Genomic DNA, 14,855 nt, shown 5'->3' on the forward strand with positions numbered 1-14,855 from the left:
CGGTAAATCCCGAATTCGCCGTGCTCAGTTCCCGCTGGCCGAGCCCAGGGTCAGCTCCACGGCCCGCTCCTTGCCGCCCCGTTTCACGGTCAGCTGCAACGTGTCGCCCGGCCGGTGGGCGCGGATCCGCACGATCAGCTCCTCGCCGTTGTGCACGCGCTTGCCGTCGATGGCGGTGATCACGTCGCCCGGTTCGATGCCCGCCTTGGCGCCCGGGCCGTTCGGGGTGACCGAGTCCCCCTCGCCCTGGCCGTCGGGGCTGACCTGGGCGCCGTCGCCGGAGTACTGCAGGTTGATGCTGACGCCGATCACCGGGTGGGTGGCCTTGCCGTCGTTGATCAGCTGCTCGGCGACCCGCTTGGCCTGGTTGACGGGGATGGCGAAGCCGAGGCCGATGCTCCCGCCCTGGCTGCTGTTGCCGAACGGGTCGGTGCCGCTGTCCGCCGAGCGGATGGCGCTGTTGATCCCGATGACCAGGCCCTTGGCGTCGACCAGCGGACCGCCGGAGTTGCCCGGGTTGATCGGGGCGTCGGTCTGGATGGCGTCGACGTAGCTGACGTCGTTGCTGTTGGTCTCCCCGCCGGCGGTGATCGGGCGCTGGGTGGCGCTGATGATGCCGGAGGTGACGGTTCCCTCCAGGCCGTAGGGGGCGCCGATGGCGACGACCGGGTCGCCGACCTGGGCGGCGTCGGAGTCGCCGAGGGTCAGCGGGTGGAGCCCCTTGACGCCGCTGACCTTGATGACCGCGAGGTCGTAGCCGGTGTCCCGGCCCACGATCGTGGCGGGTTCGACCTGGCCGCCGTTGAAGGTCACCGAGATGGTGCCGCTCTTGGCGACGCTCTCCACCACGTGGTTGTTGGTGAGGATGTGGCCCTCGTCGTCCAGCACGAAGCCGGTGCCGGTGCCCTCCCCGGCGTCGCCCTTGACGTGGATGTACACGACGCCGGGCAGGACCTGGGCGGCGATGCCGGCGACGCTGTCCGGGGCCCGGGTGCCGGCCTCCGCCGTGGCCTGCGGCAGGGTCACGTCCGGTGCGCCGCCGCTGTCGTGGACGTAGGCGCCCAGCGCCCCGCCGATGCCGCCGGCGATGAGGGTGACGGCGATGAGTGCGGCCGCCAGCGGGGCGCGGCGGCTCCCCGTCGACTGGGCGGCGGGCCGCTGCGGGCCGGTGGTGCCGCCCGGGGGCGCCCAGGGGTCGTAGCGGTGCCACTGGCCCACCGACAGCGGCGGGGGCGGGGTCGCGGGCGGGCCGCCGGGCGGGATCGGGGGCGCGGGCCGGTGCGGCGGGGCCGTGCCGGCGGGGTGCTGTACGGGCGGCGCGGGCGCCCAGGGGCCGGGCTCGCCGTAGGGCGGGGTGTCGTAAGGGTCCCGGGGGTGCCGGGGGGCGGCTTCGGCGGGGGGCCCGGCGGGTGTGTCGGGCGCGTCCGGGGCGGGCCCGTCCCGCGGCTCAGGGGGAACCGGCGTGACCGTCTCCGGCCGGCTCCACCACTTCGGCCCTTCGGCCTTCCCCTCGTCCACGGTGCTCCCCTACGACGACCAGTCCTCCCTGGATTGAACCAGGAGTCGGCGCCGCCCGCAGCCGACCGCTCAGCGGGTCACGGGGAAGTGGCCGACCAGGGGGACGACCGAGTCGAACGGAACGGGCGTGGTCGGGGCGGCCGTGGTGCCGCTCGGCGAGGTGGCGGAGGCGCTCGGGCCGGTGGTCGCGGGCGGGGCGAGGGCGGGTGCCGGGGTGACCCCGGGAACGGCCGATACGGCCGGGGTGGTGAGCGGCCCCTCGTCGCCGGACAGACCCAGCGGCCGGGTGACGGCGCCGGCGGGCACTCCGTCGGCGGCGCCGACGCCGTACGGGTGCATGCCGCCCGAGGCGGGGTGCAGCAGGTCGCTGGTGGCGGTGCTCCACACGTCGGCTGCCGCACGCGCGGTGCCGCCGGTGAAGGGCGTCGTGGGGGCGCCCGGGCCGCTGCGGGAGAGCGGGGTGCCACCGGCTCCGTCCACCGCCGCGTCCAGCGGCAGGGCGCCGCCGAGGGCGATGGCGGCCATGGAGACCGCGCCGGCCGCGGCGAACGCGAAACGGCGCCGCCCGCGGACCGCGCTGGTGGGCGAGGCGGGGCCGACGGGCGCGACCGCGGCGCCGGAGCGGCCGCTCTCGTGGATCCGGAAGCCGCGGGACGCGGAGGCGGACAAGGGCAGCGAGAACTCCTCGCGCGCCTTGCCGAAGAGGCCGCCGCCGAGGCGCTCGCCGCCGAGGCTGGCCGTCTCCATCAGTCCGCCGTCACCGAAGGGCCCTCTTCCACCGTCGCCGTCACCCCCGGGCAACTCCTGGAGGCGGGCGAGCAGGCCCGCCGAGAGCGTGGGCGGCGCGGCGGCGGCCACCACGTCCTTCATCCGGCGCTGCTCGTCGGCCGCGGCCTTGCATTCCGTGCAGGTCGCCAGGTGCGCGAGCACCCGGTCGCGGGCGTCGTCGTGCAGCTCGCCGTCGACGAAGGCGGCGAGATGGTCACCCAAGTGCTGGTCGGCACACGTGAGGTGCCGGCTGACACCGCTGCTCACGTGCTCCCGCCCTCCAGGGCCGGCCGGCCGGTGGCCAGGACGGGCGCGCGGCCCGGACGGGCGGCCGGCGCGCGGTGCTCCAGCGCCTTGCGCAGGTGCGAACGACCGCGGTGGATACGGCTGCGCACGGTGCCCAGCTTCACGCCGAGCGTCGCGGCGATCTCCTCGTACGACAGGCCCTCGATGTCACACAGCACGACCGCCGCGCGGAACTCCGGGGCGAGGGTGTCCAGCGCCTGCTGGATGTCCGCGTCGAAGTGGGTGTCGGCGAAGTGCTGCGCCGGGGACGGCTCACGGCTCGGCAGCCGCTCGGCCGCGTCGTCGCCGAGGGCGTCGAAGCGGATGCGCTGGCGACGGCGGACCATGTCGAGGAAGAGGTTGGTGGTGATGCGGTGCAACCAGCCCTCGAAGGTGCCGGGGGTGTACGTCGACAGCGAACGGAAGACCCGCACGAAGACCTCCTGCGTGAGGTCCTCGGCGTCGTGCTGGTTGCCGGTGAGGCGGTACGCGAGGCGGTACACCCGGGCGCTGTGCGTACTGACGATCTCCTCCCAGGAGGGGGGCGTCCACGCCTGGTTGTCCCCGTCGGTGGCGAAGGTCGCGTTGGCGACCACAGTCGCGGACTCGTCGGTGCGCGGACGGTCGTCAGCTGTATCGGTCACGGATTTCGGCTCGCCGGCCGACCTGCGGAAGCGCGAGAGCACTCCCCGGTGACCCGCCGCAGCCGCACCTCCCCTGTCGGCTCTGGTGGTGTCCAGTAGAGCCCCTACCATAGCCACCTCGCCCGTTAGCTCCGGATAAGTGCCGGGCTCATCTCGCCCGGCCCCGACGTCTAGGTCCGTCGCAGGTACCAACGAGCGGTCCCATCTGCGGGTTCCCGACCGCAACGGATACAGTCGCCGGGCGGGCTGCAACCGTCAGGCGGACAGGAGAGGGCAATTACCGGCAACCGGCAGGCGAGCTGGGCGTTCGCGGACGCTTTCGTCGCCGAGGACGACGCGCTGATACGAGCCCGCGGGCGAGCTCGTGAGGCCGGCGTGCGCCCGGTCTCCCCCGGCACCGGCGCGACGCTGCGGCTGCTGGCCGCCGCCACGGACGCCAAGGCGGCCGTCGAGATCGGCACCGGCACCGGCGTCTCCGGGATCCACCTGCTGCACGGCATGCGCCCCGACGGCGTGCTGACCACCGTCGACACCGAACCGGACCGCCAGCAGCTCGCCCGCACCGCCTACCGGGAGGCGGGGTTCGCGGGGAACCGGGCCCGCTTCATCCCCGGCCGGGCGCTGGACGTCCTCCCCCGCCTCGCCGACGGCGGGTACGACCTGGTCTTCTGCGACGGGGACCGGCTGGAGTACCCGGACTACCTCGGCGAATCGTTGCGGCTGCTGCGCCCCGGCGGGCTCGTCTGCTTCGAGGGCGCCTTCGCCCAGGGCCGCTCGATGGACGCCGCCCATTCCGAGCCGGAGGTGATGCGGCTCCGCGAATTGATGCGGACCGTACGGGACCACGCGGCCCTCGCGCCCGTCCTGCTGCCCACCGACGACGGGCTGCTCTGCGCGGTACGGCGCGGCTGAGAATTCCCCGCCCGGAATGCACCTGTTTCCGGTCCGGCATCCAATCGGAGAAACAAGTGGGCCCCCGGCGACATGCCGCCAGGGGCCCAAGGCTTGGATTGGCCGGTTGTCAGGCGATGGCCTTCTTCAAAGCCTCGCCGAGTGCATCCGCCTCGTCGGGAGTCAGCTCGACGACAAGCCGTCCGCCGCCCTCGAGCGGAACGCGCATGATGATGCTCCGCCCCTCCTTGGTCACCTCGAGCGGGCCATCACCCGTCCGCGGCTTCATGGCCGCCATGCTCGTTCCCCTTCCTGAAACCAGCTCTTCGCAACCGGTGGCCCAGGCGCCACCGGACTCGAACACATTGGTTCTCAGCCATTATCCCGCATCGGGTGACCTGATGACCAACATCGGTTCCCATCCGTTCGAGAACCCTGTCCCGCAAAACCGTCCATTTCGGTGATCGCACTCTCCGGCGCGTTTGCCGGGGGTCACGTGTCCGCGCCCGGAGATCTCCGGCATGCTGACCCCGAACGTGAGCCGCGACGAAGGGGACCACATGGCCGACACCGTGCTGTACGAGGTGAGCGACGGGCTCGCCACCATCACCCTGAACCGCCCCGAGGCGATGAACATGCTCAACGTCGACACCAAGGTCGCGCTGCGGGACGCCCTCCAGTCGGCGGGCGCCGACCCCGCGGTGCGGGCCGTGCTGCTGACCGCGAACGGCAAGGCCTTCTGCGTCGGCCAGGACCTCAAGGAGCACGTCGGGTTCCTCCAGCAGGAGGGCGGCGGTCCGGCCATGTCCACGGTGCGCGAGCACTACAACCCGATCGTCACCGCGATCGCCGGCATGCCCAAGCCCGTCGTCGCCGGGGTCAACGGGGTCGCCGCGGGCGCCGGCGCGGGCTTCGCCTTCGCCTGCGACTACCGCGTGGTCGCCGACACGGCCGGCTTCAACACCTCCTTCGTCGGCGTCGCCCTGACCGCCGACTCCGGGGCCTCCTGGACGCTGCCGCGGCTGGTCGGCCGCAGCCGCGCCGCCGACCTGCTGCTCTTCCCGCGCACGATCGGCGCTCAGGAGGCGTACGAGCTGGGCATCGCCAACCGGCTGGTGCCGGCCGGCGAGCTGGCCGCCGAGGCCGCCTCGGTCGCCCGGCAGCTCGCCGAGGGCCCGACCGCCGCCTATGCGGCGGTCAAGGCCTCCATCGCGTACGGCGAGGGGCACTCACTGGTCGACACCCTGGCCAAGGAGGACGAGCTGCAGACGGCCGCCGGCGCCTCCGAGGACCACCGGATCGCCGTCGAGGCCTTCCTGAAGAAGGAGAAGCCCCGCTTCCTGGGCCGCTGAGCCCGGGCGGCGGGGGCGCGGTGGGTCCTGCGGGCGCTCAGCGACGGGCGCAGCAGTCGGCCAGGTGGTCGTCCACCAGGCCGCAGGCCTGCATCAGCGCGTAGGCGGTGGTGGGGCCGACGAAGCGGAAGCCGCGCTTCTTGAGGTCCTTGGCCAGCGCGGTGGACTCCGCCGTGACGGCCGGCACGTCCGCGACCGTGCGGGGTGCCGGGCGTCCGGCGGGGTCGGGGGCGTACGACCAGACGAGGGCGTCCAGGCCGCCCTCGTGGGCCTCGCGCAGCGCCAGGGTGGCGTGCGCGTTGGCGATGGCCGCGTCGATCTTCGCGCGGTTGCGGATGATGCCGGTGTCGGCGAGCAGCCGCTCCCGGTCCTCGTCGGTGAAGGCGGCGACCGCCTCCGGGGCGAAGTCCGCGAAGGCCTTCCGGAAGCCCTCGCGGCGCCGCAGGATCGTGATCCACGACAGGCCGGACTGGAAGGCCTCCAGGCTCAGCCGCTCGTAGAGGGCCGCCTCGCCGTGCACCGGGCGGCCCCACTCGGTGTCGTGGTACGCGACGTAGTCGTCGGTGGACAGCCCCCAGGGGCAGCGGGCCAGGCCGTCCGGCCCGGTCACCACGCCGCCGTCGCTCACAGCCCGCTCCCGGGGGCGCGCGGGTCCTCGGGGGGCCGCGGGGCCTGCTCGGCGTCCTTGACCAGCGACTGGCCGCCCAGCCGGGTGGCGTGGGCGCCGGCCAGGGCGGCCTCCAGGTCGGCGATGTGCGCGTCGCGCTGGGCGAGTTCGGCGCCGAGGCGCTCCAGCACGTCGTCGACGTCCACCATGCGGTACCCGCGCACGGTCACCGGCAGGCGCAGCCGGTCGACGTCCGCGCGGCCGACCGGCCGCTCCGGCGGCAGCCGGTCGTCCACCCGGTCCGGCTGCACGTCACGGAGCACCCCGCCGTCACCGAGCACCGCGAGGGCGACCGCGCCGACCACCGCGACCAACGCGATGAGCATGAACCAGAACAAGACCTCTCCCGGGGTCGGCTCGACGTGTACGGCACGATCGTGCCACGTCGCGCCGTGCGCGCGGCGTGCGGTCGGCGACTATCTTCGATCGGCGTACGACATTTCGAGGGAGGCAGGCGCGACATGCTGCGGCTGGGCACACGGGAATTCGGCGAGCACGAGCCCGTGATCATGGCGATCGTGAACCGGACGCCGGACTCGTTCTACGACCAGGGCGCCACGTTCACCGACGCTCCGGCCCTCGAACGCGTCGAGCGCGCGGTCGCGGAGGGCGCCGCGATCATCGACGTCGGCGGGGTGAAGGCGGGCCCCGGCGAGGAGGTGTCGGCGCAGGAGGAGATCCGCAGGACGGTCGGTTTCGTCGCCGAGGTCCGCCGCCGCCACCCCGACGTGGTGATCAGCGTGGACACCTGGCGCCACGAGGTCGGCGAGGCGGTCTGCGAGGCCGGCGCGGATCTGCTCAACGACGCCTGGGGCGGTGTCGACCCCCGGCTCGCCGAGGTCGCCGCGAAGCACGGCGTCGGGCTGGTGTGCACCCACGCGGGCGGCGCGCTGCCGCGGACCCGGCCGCACCGGGTGGGCTACGCGGACGTGATGGCCGACATCCTGAAGGTGACGGTGGGCCTCGCCGAGCGGGCGGCCGCGCTGGGGGTGCGGCGGGACGCCGTCCTCATCGACCCCGGCCACGACTTCGGGAAGAACACCCGGCACTCGCTGGAGGCGACCCGGCGGCTGCCGGAGATGACGGCCACCGGCTGGCCGGTGCTGGTCTCGCTGTCCAACAAGGACTTCGTGGGCGAGACCCTGGACCGCCCCGTCAAGGAGCGGCTGATCGGCACCCTGGCGACGACCGCCGTCTCGGCGTGGCTCGGCGCCCGGGTGTACCGGGTGCACGAGGTCGCCGAGACGCGTCAGGTGCTGGACATGGTGGCCTCGATCGCGGGTCACCGGCCCCCGGCGGTCGCCCGACGGGGGCTGGCGTAGCCCCGCCGGCGGTTCAGTCGCCGATCTCCTTGGTCACCAGCGCGACCGCCTCGTCCACGTCGTCCGTGACGTGCAGGAGTTCCAGGTCGACGGGGGACGCCTTGCCGCCGTCCACGACGGTGTCGCGGACCCAGTCGACCAGGCCGCGCCAGTAGGCGGAGCCGAACAGGACGATGGGGAACTGCGTGACCTTGCGGGTCTGGACCAGCGTGAGGGCCTCGAAGAGCTCGTCGAGGGTGCCGAAGCCGCCGGGCAGCACGATGAACCCGGAGGCGTACTTCACGAACATCGTCTTGCGGACGAAGAAGTAGCGGAAGTTCACGCCGATGTCGACGTAGGGGTTGAGCCCCTGCTCGAACGGCAGCTCGATGCCCAGCCCCACCGAGACCCCGCCCGCCTCGCAGGCACCGCGGTTGGCCGCCTCCATCGCGCCGGGGCCGCCGCCGGTGATCACGGCGAAGCCGGCCTCGGCCAGGGCCCGGCCGATGCGGACGCCGGTCTCGTAGTCGGTCGATCCCTCGGCGGTACGGGCGGAACCGAAGACGCTGACCGCCCTGCCGAGTTCGGCGAGCGCGCCGAAGCCCTCGACGAACTCCGACTGGATGCGCATCACGCGCCAGGGGTCGCTGTGGACCCAGTCCGAGGGCTCCCGGGTGTCCAGCAGGCGCTGGTCGGTCGTGGACTTCTGCACCTGGCCCCGGCGCCGTACGACCGGCCCGGTGTGGCGCTCGGGCCAGCCGCGTGCCATGGGCCGGCCCTCCGCCGCCGCCGTCTCGGCGGCGGCCGCCTCCTCCGCGTCCCTGTCCATGTCGGACTCCTTTCACTACCGTCCGGTCAGGGTACGACCGCGTCCGCCGGGCGGATCAAGAACGCGCCGCTGAATTGCTCGTTACGACAGCCAGGCGCGCAGCTTCTCCTCCGCCTCCAGGACGGCGGCGACGGCGACGTGCTCCTCGCGGGTGTGGGCGAGCCGGGGGTCCCCGGGGCCGTAGTTCACCGCCGGGACGCCCAGCGCGGAGAAGCGGGCCACGTCGGTCCAGGCCTCCTTGGGCGCGGGCTCGGTGCCGATGGCCGCGACGAAGGCGGCCGCCGCCGGGTGGGACAGGCCCGGCAGGGCGCCGGGGGCGCTGTCGGTCAGCCGCACCTCGAAGCCCTCGAAGACCTCGCGGACGTGGTCGAGGGCCTCGGCCTCGGAACGGTCGGGGGCGAAGCGGAAATTGACGATCACCGCGCAGGAGTCGGGGATCACGTTGCCGGCGTGACCGCCCTCGATCATGACCGCGTTGAGCCCCTCGCGGTAGGTGAGGCCGTCGACGGCCGCCTGCCGCGGCTGGTAGGCGGCGAGCCGGGCCAGCACCGGCGCGGCCTTGTGGATGGCGTTCTCGCCCAGCCAGCTGCGCGCGGAGTGGGCGCGGCGCCCGGTGGTCTCCACACGGACCCGCAGGGTGCCCTGGCAGCCGCCCTCGACCTTGGCGTCGGTGGGCTCCAGGAGGACGGCGAAGTCGCCGGCGAGCCATTCCGGGTGGTTCTCGGCGAGCCGCTTGAGGCCGTTGTGCTCCGCCGCGATCTCCTCGGCGTCGTAGAAGACGAAGGTCAGGTCGCGGTTGGGGGCGGGGAGGGTGGCGGCCAGTCGCAGCTGGACGGCGACCCCGGACTTCATGTCGGAGGTGCCGCAGCCCCACAGGACGCCGTCCTCGTCGAGGCGGGAGGGCACGTTCTCGGCGATCGGCACGGTGTCCAGGTGCCCGGCGAGGACGACCCGCTCCGCCCGGCCGAGGCGGGTGCGGGCCACGACGGCGTCCCCGTCCCGGTCGACCGTGAGGTGCGGCAGGGCGCGCAGGGCGCTCTCCACGGCGTCCGCCAGCGGCTTCTCGGCGAGGCTGACGGAGGGGATGTCGACGAGCTGCGCCGTCACGGCGGCGGCGTCCTGACTGAGATCGAGCACGGGCCGTTCCATGCCGCCGACCCTACCCGGGGGCGGGTCGGGGCCCCGGCACAGCGGGCTTCGGTACGGTGTGCGCGTGCCGAAGCCACCGTCGACCTCGACACCCGCCGCGCACGCCCCCCGCAGGCGGGGGCGCGCCGCCCGTCTGGCCACCGCAGGGCTGGTGTTGCTGGGGGTCGCGGGCTATGCCGCGTACCACTTCGCCGGTGTCGGCGGCGGTCCGCGCCATCCGGCCTGCACGGTCACCACGGAGGCCGGCAGCCTCACCCTGGAGCCGCAGCAGGCGGCGAACGCCTCGACGATCGCCGCGGTGGCGGCCTCGCGCGGGCTGCCGGAGCGCGCGGTGACGATAGCGCTGGCCACGTCCATGCAGGAGTCGGCGCTGCGCAATCTCGACCACGGGGACCGCGACTCGGTGGGCCTGTTCCAGCAGCGCCCTTCGCAGGGCTGGGGCACGGCCGCGCAGATCATGGACCCGGTCTACGCCTCCAATGAATTCTTCGACGGCTTGGTGAAGATCCACGGCTATTCCCGGCTGCCCCTCACGGTGGCCGCGCAGAAAGTGCAGAAGAGCGGCTTCCCGCAGGCGTACGCCAAGCACGAGGCGGACGCCGCGCTGCTGGCCGGCGCGCTGACCGGCCGGCACGCCGGGGCGCTCACCTGCGTCACCCCGGTCGCCGCGGGGACGGTCTCCGGGGGCGACCCGGCGAAGGTGCGGGCCCGGCTGGTGCGGGAGTTCGGTGCCGACGTGGCGCCGCGGACCACCGAGACGCCGGCGGACCCCGGCGACGGGACCACGCAGGACGCCAAGAACGGTGCGCGGGGCGGGGGTCCGGCCCGCCGCACGGTGGCGGTGCCGTCGGCCCCGGCGAGGGACGAGGCGCGCGGCGACGAGGGCCGACGGGGCTGGGAGCTGGCCCAGTGGGCGGTGGCGCACGCCCATGAACTGAAGGTGGAGAAGGTGACCTTTGGGGACCGCGAGTGGTCGGCGGAGGCATCCGACCGGGGCTGGACGGCGTCGAATTCCGACGCCGCGCGGGGCGCCGCGGGCGATGTCAGGATCACCGTCGCGCAATAGTGCGGGCATTCACCCCCAGGCGGGTGATTGATACGCCAAACCCATCAGATGTGAATCCCCTCGTTCGGGGGTGCGAAAAAAGCTTCTGATCAAGGGCTGTGACGTTTCCGCGGCAGTTCCGGCTCCGTCCGAATTGCTCCGCTTTACCGCCCCGGGAATCCGGCTGCATTACCAACTCTTTACTCTTGGCGGCCGCAACCTTCGGCCCCCTTCACGCGGTAGTCACGACGTCCGCCCCGCGGACATGTCACGTCGAAACTGTCGTCTCTCCGTAAAAGGAGCACCATGTCTCTCCCCCTCGCGCGTCGGATCGCCCGGGCCGCCCTGCTGGTCGGCGCGGCCGCGGCTCCTCTCATCGGTGCCGGTGCCGCGTCCGCCGCCGAGCTGCCGCAGGTCGGCGACCTGGGTGGGCTGACCAACGTGGACAAGACCCCCGAGCTCACCGGCACCGTGAACGGCGTGGCCAAGCAGTCCGGCGCCGTGAAGACCGTGCAGCAGGCGCTGCCCGCGACGACCGAGACCGTCGGCGGCCTCGCCAAGAGCACCCAGCCCACCGTCAAGGGCGCCGCGACGGAGGCCGCCAAGACCGTCGGCGGCACCGCCCAGGAGCTCGGGAAGACCGCCAAGGGCTCGGGGCTGCCGGGTGGCCTCCCCTCCACCGGCCAACTGCCCCTCCAGGGGCTCCCCATCGGCGGCTGACCCCCCACAGCCGCACCGAAAGGGCCCGGGGAGCGGTGCTCCCCGGGCCCTTTGCGCGTCCTGTGCGCGGCCGTACCGCCGCCGGGCGTACCGCCGCGGCTCAGGAGGACAGCCGGCGCACCGCCGCCGCCACCCGCTCGTCGGTGGCGGTGAAGGCGATCCGTACGTACCGCTCGCCCGCCGCGCCGTAGAAGTCGCCGGGCGCCACGAGGATGCCGTGCTTGGACAGGTCCGCGACGGTGTCCCAGCAGGACTCGTCGCGCGTCGCCCACAGGTACAGGCTCGCCTCGCTGTGCTCGATGCGGAAGCCGGCGGCCTCGAAGGCCTCCCGCAGCGTCGCCCGCCGCCGCGCGTAGCGCTCGCGCTGCCGGGCCACGTGGGCGTCGTCCCCGAGCGCCGCGACCGTGGCGGCCTGCACCGGGGCGGGCGTCATCATGCCGCCGTGCTTGCGGATCTGCAGCAGCTCGCCGAGCACGGCCGGGTCGCCCAGGAGGAAGGCGGAGCGGTAGCCGGCCAGGTTGGAGCGCTTGGACAGCGAGTGGACGGCCACGATGCCCTCGTAGGAGCCGCCGCAGACGTCCGGGTGCAGGACGGAGACCGGGTCGGCGTCCCAGCCCAGCTCCAGGTAGCACTCGTCGCTGAAGACCAGCACGCCGTGCTCGCGCGCCCAGGCGACGGCACGGGTCAGCTCGTCCTTGGACAGCACGCGACCGGTGGGGTTGGAGGGGCTGTTGAGCCACAGCAGCCGCAGCCCGGCCGGGTCGGGCTCGGTCGGTTCGTCGTAGACGACCGGCTCGGCGCCCGCCAGCCGCGCCCCGACCTCGTACGTCGGGTAGGCGAGCCGCGGGTACGCCACCTTGTCGCCCGCGCCGAGCCCCAGTTGGGTCGGCAGCCAGGCCACCAGCTCCTTCGAACCGACCACCGGCAGCACGTGCGCGTCGGTCAGCCCGTCGGCGCCCAGCCGGCGGCCGGCCCAGCCGGTGATGGCGGCGCGCAGTTGCGGCGTCCCCCACACGGTCGGGTAGCCGGGGCTGTCCGCGGCCGCGGACAGGGCACGCTGCACGATGTGCGGGACCGGGTCGACCGGGGTGCCGACCGACAGGTCGACGATGCCGCCGGGATGGGCGGCGGCCGTGGCCTTGTACGGTTCGAGCCGGTCCCACGGGAAGACGGGGAGTCTGGACGAGACTGGCTGCGCCACGGTGGTGCTCACTTTCCGTTCCTCGCAGGCACGCGGCCTGCCACTGCCTGAGGCACGACGGTCCCGCACGGCGGTGTGCCGTGCGGGACCGCACGCAATTCTCGGGTCATTCGCCCTGCGGGGGCAGGGCGGCGATGAAGGGGTGGTCGCGCTCGATCAGCCCGAGCTTGGAGGCACCACCGGGCGAACCGAGCTCGTCGAAGAACTCGACGTTCGCCTTGTAGTAGTCCTTCCACTCCTCCGGGGTGTCGTCCTCGTAGAAGATGGCCTCCACCGGGCAGACCGGCTCACAGGCTCCGCAGTCGACGCATTCGTCCGGGTGGATGTACAAGGACCGCTGGCCCTCGTAGATGCAGTCGACGGGGCACTCCTCGATGCACGCCTTGTCCTTGACGTCGACACAAGGCTGCGCGATGACGTAGGTCACGCTGTCGTTCCTCCTCGATAGGGCTGTCTCGCGCGGGAGCGCGGCGTCGTCGATGCCCGCCCCTAGTATCTCCGTTCTTGGGCAGCAGACGAACAGGAGGGGCGGTCATGAGCATGGATTTCACCGCCGGAGGCCGGCTCGAGGTGCGCATAACCCCTTCTGACGTGGGCAAACGCGTTTCGGTACGGAGGATCGCGGAGATCGTCGACGGACACCCGGTGTTCACCGACGCCGTCGGGGTTCTCACATCGTGGGACCACGGGGTGCTCGTCGTCACCCGACGGGACGGAGAAGCCGTCCGCATCGCGGAATCGTCCCTGGTGGCGGGGAAGGTCGTACCCGCCGCACCGGCGCGTCGCGCCGCTCGCGCGCCCCGTGCGACCGCCCGGGAACTGCAGGAATCGGCCTCCCGCGGCTGGCCCGCGCAGGAGACCGCCCGGCTGGGCGGGTGGACGCTGCGGGCGGCCGGCGGCTTCACCCGGCGCGCCAACTCCGTGCTGCCGCTCGGCGATCCGGGTGTCCCGCTGTCGGAGGCCGCGGCACGGATCGCCCGCTGGTACGGCGACCGCGGCCTGCCGCCGTACGTGCAGGTCACCACCGGTGGCGAGGACTCCGACGAGGCGCTGGCCGAGGCGCTGGACCACTTCGGCTGGACCGCGGAGGGCCACGCCCTGCTGCGCACGGCCGCGCTGGCGCCGATCGCGGACCTGCCGGGCGCCGAGGCCGTACGACTGTCCCGCGATGCCGACGCGGCGTGGCTCGCCCGCTACCACCGCACGGGTGACCTGGGCGACGCGGCGCTGAAGGTGCTGGGCGGCGGTCCCTCGGTGTGGTTCGCCACCGTTCCGGGTGACGGTCCCGCCGGCACCGGGCCCGCGGCGATCGGCCGCTGCGTCGTCGACGGCCGGTTCGCCTCCTTCGGCGCCGTCGAGGTGGCCCCGGACCACCGGCGGCGCGGACTGGCCCGGGCCGTGATGGCCGCGCTCGCCCGCAAGGCGCTGGACGAGGGCGCCTCCGGCGCGTACCTGCAGGTTGAGACCGGCAACGAGGGGGCGCGCGCCCTCTACGACCGGATGGGCTTCACCACCCACCACGCCTACCACTACCGGCGCGGCCCGCTGTCCGCGGAAGGGTGAGAAGCCCGGTATGGACGACGCCATGAGGCAGCGCTTCGGCGAGGCCGCCCGCGAACCGCGCCCCGACCTCGCGGAGCTGTGCCTGCTCATCGGCGCGGAGGCCGACCCGTCCCTCGACGAGGCGGGCACGGACGCGGCGCAGATGGAACTCGACCGCCTCGCCGGGCTCCTGCCGTACGGCCTCGCCGCCCCCGGCGACTGGGCCGACGCCGCCGCGGAACTGCTCGGCAGCCGCTGCGGGTTCGGCGGCTCCCCCGCCGACTACCAGCGGCTGGAGTCCTCACTGCTGCACGAGGTGCTGCGCCGGCGGCGCGGGCTGCCGATCCTGCTGTCGGTGGTCTGGATGGAGGTCGTCCGGCGCGCGGGCGGCCCGGTCCACGGGGTCGCCCTCCCGGGGCACTTCGTCGTGGGCTTCGGCGACCCCGCGGGCGGGTTCGTGCTGGCCGACCCGTTCAACGGCGGCCGGCGGCTGGGCGAGGAGGACGTACGCGTACTGGTGGCGGGCGCCACGGGGGCCGCGCCGTCCCCGGCGATGCTGGAGCCGGCGGATCCGCTGGACATCGTGCAGCGGGTGCTCAACAACATCCGCGCGTGGGCGTCGGCACGGCCCGAGCACCTGGGCACGCAGTTGTGGGCGGTGGAGCTGGCGCTGCTGCTGCCCCACCATCCGGCGCGGCTGCGCTTCGAGCACGCCCAGTTGCTGGTGCGCAAGGGGGACTTCGCGCGGGGCGCGACGGAGATGGAGGAGTACGCCGACGTGCTCGCCGAGGCGGAGCCCTCCGCCGCGACGGCCATGCGCCGCCAGGCGCGGGCCGCCCGCGCGCTCCTCAACTGAGATGTCGTACCGATCGCTCGTCAGCACCCCGAAGCACCCGCAGTCGCGGGTTACGGCGGGCGCGCCACCCACGCACGGATGGCGTGG

Annotated in this window: 17 protein-coding genes; 7 read left to right on the forward strand and 10 right to left on the reverse strand. The window is 73.7% G+C overall.

Annotated elements, in window-relative coordinates:
* Window positions 1–24: 24 nt before the first annotated feature.
* The 3 genes from ACZ7MY_RS32765 to sigE form a co-directional block, all read right to left on the reverse strand.
* Complete coding sequence (locus ACZ7MY_RS32765; RefSeq protein WP_499607037.1) at window positions 25–1,518, reverse strand: S1C family serine protease; 1,494 nt, start codon at window positions 1,516–1,518, stop codon at window positions 25–27.
* A 69-nt stretch (window positions 1,519–1,587) separates the two neighbouring features.
* Window positions 1,588–2,553, reverse strand: coding sequence for a zf-HC2 domain-containing protein (locus tag ACZ7MY_RS32770; protein WP_499607040.1), 966 nt, complete (start codon window positions 2,551–2,553; stop codon window positions 1,588–1,590).
* Entirely contained in the window at window positions 2,550–3,326 is a 777-nt protein-coding gene (sigE, locus tag ACZ7MY_RS32775) for an RNA polymerase sigma factor SigE (protein WP_499607223.1), read from the reverse strand. Before sigE ends, ACZ7MY_RS32770 begins: the two co-directional genes overlap by 4 nt.
* Before the next feature lie 135 nt (window positions 3,327–3,461).
* Here sigE and ACZ7MY_RS32780 point away from each other — a divergent pair, with 135 nt between their 5' ends.
* Complete coding sequence (locus ACZ7MY_RS32780; RefSeq protein ID WP_499607225.1) at window positions 3,462–4,127, forward strand: O-methyltransferase; 666 nt, start codon at window positions 3,462–3,464, stop codon at window positions 4,125–4,127.
* 109 nt (window positions 4,128–4,236) lie between these two features.
* On the opposite strand, the gene ACZ7MY_RS32785 is transcribed toward ACZ7MY_RS32780, so the two are convergent.
* A complete protein-coding gene (locus ACZ7MY_RS32785) occupies window positions 4,237–4,404 on the reverse strand; it encodes a DUF3117 domain-containing protein (RefSeq protein ID WP_018561471.1) in 168 nt (55 codons plus the stop codon).
* A 262-nt stretch (window positions 4,405–4,666) separates the two neighbouring features.
* Between ACZ7MY_RS32785 and chcB the strand changes: the two genes are divergently transcribed.
* Window positions 4,667–5,458, forward strand: a complete 792-nt coding sequence (gene chcB / locus ACZ7MY_RS32790) for a 2-cyclohexenylcarbonyl CoA isomerase (RefSeq protein WP_499607228.1) — start codon at window positions 4,667–4,669, stop codon at window positions 5,456–5,458.
* Between the two features lie 37 nt (window positions 5,459–5,495).
* On the opposite strand, the gene ACZ7MY_RS32795 is transcribed toward chcB, so the two are convergent.
* Both ACZ7MY_RS32795 and ACZ7MY_RS32800 read right to left on the reverse strand, forming a co-directional pair.
* Window positions 5,496–6,086, reverse strand: coding sequence for a DNA-3-methyladenine glycosylase I (locus tag ACZ7MY_RS32795; RefSeq protein WP_499607042.1), 591 nt, complete (start codon window positions 6,084–6,086; stop codon window positions 5,496–5,498).
* Window positions 6,083–6,463 carry a cell division protein DivIVA gene (locus ACZ7MY_RS32800; protein WP_499607045.1) on the reverse strand — a complete coding sequence of 127 codons (381 nt, stop codon included), beginning with the start codon at window positions 6,461–6,463 and terminating at the stop codon, window positions 6,083–6,085. The genes ACZ7MY_RS32795 and ACZ7MY_RS32800 overlap by 4 nt, the downstream gene beginning before the upstream one ends.
* A gap of 123 nt (window positions 6,464–6,586) precedes the next feature.
* Here ACZ7MY_RS32800 and folP point away from each other — a divergent pair, with 123 nt between their 5' ends.
* The gene (folP, locus tag ACZ7MY_RS32805) at window positions 6,587–7,447 is read left to right on the forward strand and encodes a dihydropteroate synthase (RefSeq protein ID WP_499607048.1); all 861 of its coding nucleotides are present in this window, start codon (window positions 6,587–6,589) and stop codon (window positions 7,445–7,447) included.
* A gap of 13 nt (window positions 7,448–7,460) precedes the next feature.
* Here folP and ACZ7MY_RS32810 read toward each other — a convergent pair whose 3' ends face one another.
* Window positions 7,461–8,195 (reverse strand): LOG family protein, encoded by a 735-nt coding sequence (locus tag ACZ7MY_RS32810; protein WP_499607230.1) that lies wholly within the window; start codon window positions 8,193–8,195, stop codon window positions 7,461–7,463.
* A 141-nt stretch (window positions 8,196–8,336) separates the two neighbouring features.
* Window positions 8,337–9,404 (reverse strand): succinyl-diaminopimelate desuccinylase, encoded by a 1,068-nt coding sequence (gene dapE, locus ACZ7MY_RS32815; protein ID WP_499607051.1) that lies wholly within the window; start codon window positions 9,402–9,404, stop codon window positions 8,337–8,339.
* A gap of 64 nt (window positions 9,405–9,468) precedes the next feature.
* On the opposite strand from dapE, the gene ACZ7MY_RS32820 reads away from it, so the two are divergent.
* Window positions 9,469–10,470: a VldE C-terminal domain-containing protein gene (locus ACZ7MY_RS32820; RefSeq protein ID WP_499607054.1), complete on the forward strand. Its 1,002-nt coding sequence runs from the start codon at window positions 9,469–9,471 to the stop codon at window positions 10,468–10,470.
* A gap of 285 nt (window positions 10,471–10,755) precedes the next feature.
* Window positions 10,756–11,169: an ATP-binding protein gene (locus ACZ7MY_RS32825; RefSeq protein ID WP_499607056.1), complete on the forward strand. Its 414-nt coding sequence runs from the start codon at window positions 10,756–10,758 to the stop codon at window positions 11,167–11,169.
* Window positions 11,170–11,269: 100 nt separating this feature from the next.
* Here ACZ7MY_RS32825 and dapC read toward each other — a convergent pair whose 3' ends face one another.
* Window positions 11,270–12,382: a succinyldiaminopimelate transaminase gene (gene dapC, locus ACZ7MY_RS32830; protein ID WP_499607059.1), complete on the reverse strand. Its 1,113-nt coding sequence runs from the start codon at window positions 12,380–12,382 to the stop codon at window positions 11,270–11,272.
* Window positions 12,383–12,476: 94 nt separating this feature from the next.
* Window positions 12,477–12,797, reverse strand: coding sequence for a ferredoxin (gene fdxA / locus ACZ7MY_RS32835; protein ID WP_018561461.1), 321 nt, complete (start codon window positions 12,795–12,797; stop codon window positions 12,477–12,479).
* 113 nt (window positions 12,798–12,910) lie between these two features.
* Between fdxA and ACZ7MY_RS32840 the strand changes: the two genes are divergently transcribed.
* Both ACZ7MY_RS32840 and ACZ7MY_RS32845 read left to right on the forward strand, forming a co-directional pair.
* On the forward strand, window positions 12,911–13,933 hold the full coding sequence (locus ACZ7MY_RS32840; protein WP_499607232.1) for a GNAT family N-acetyltransferase: 1,023 nt from the start codon (window positions 12,911–12,913) through the stop codon (window positions 13,931–13,933).
* Window positions 13,934–13,943: 10 nt separating this feature from the next.
* Window positions 13,944–14,768, forward strand: coding sequence for a transglutaminase-like and tetratricopeptide repeat-containing protein (locus ACZ7MY_RS32845; RefSeq protein ID WP_499607061.1), 825 nt, complete (start codon window positions 13,944–13,946; stop codon window positions 14,766–14,768).
* Window positions 14,769–14,855 lie beyond the last annotated feature (87 nt).

Source organism: Streptomyces sp. NPDC111520 (assembly GCF_055635295.1).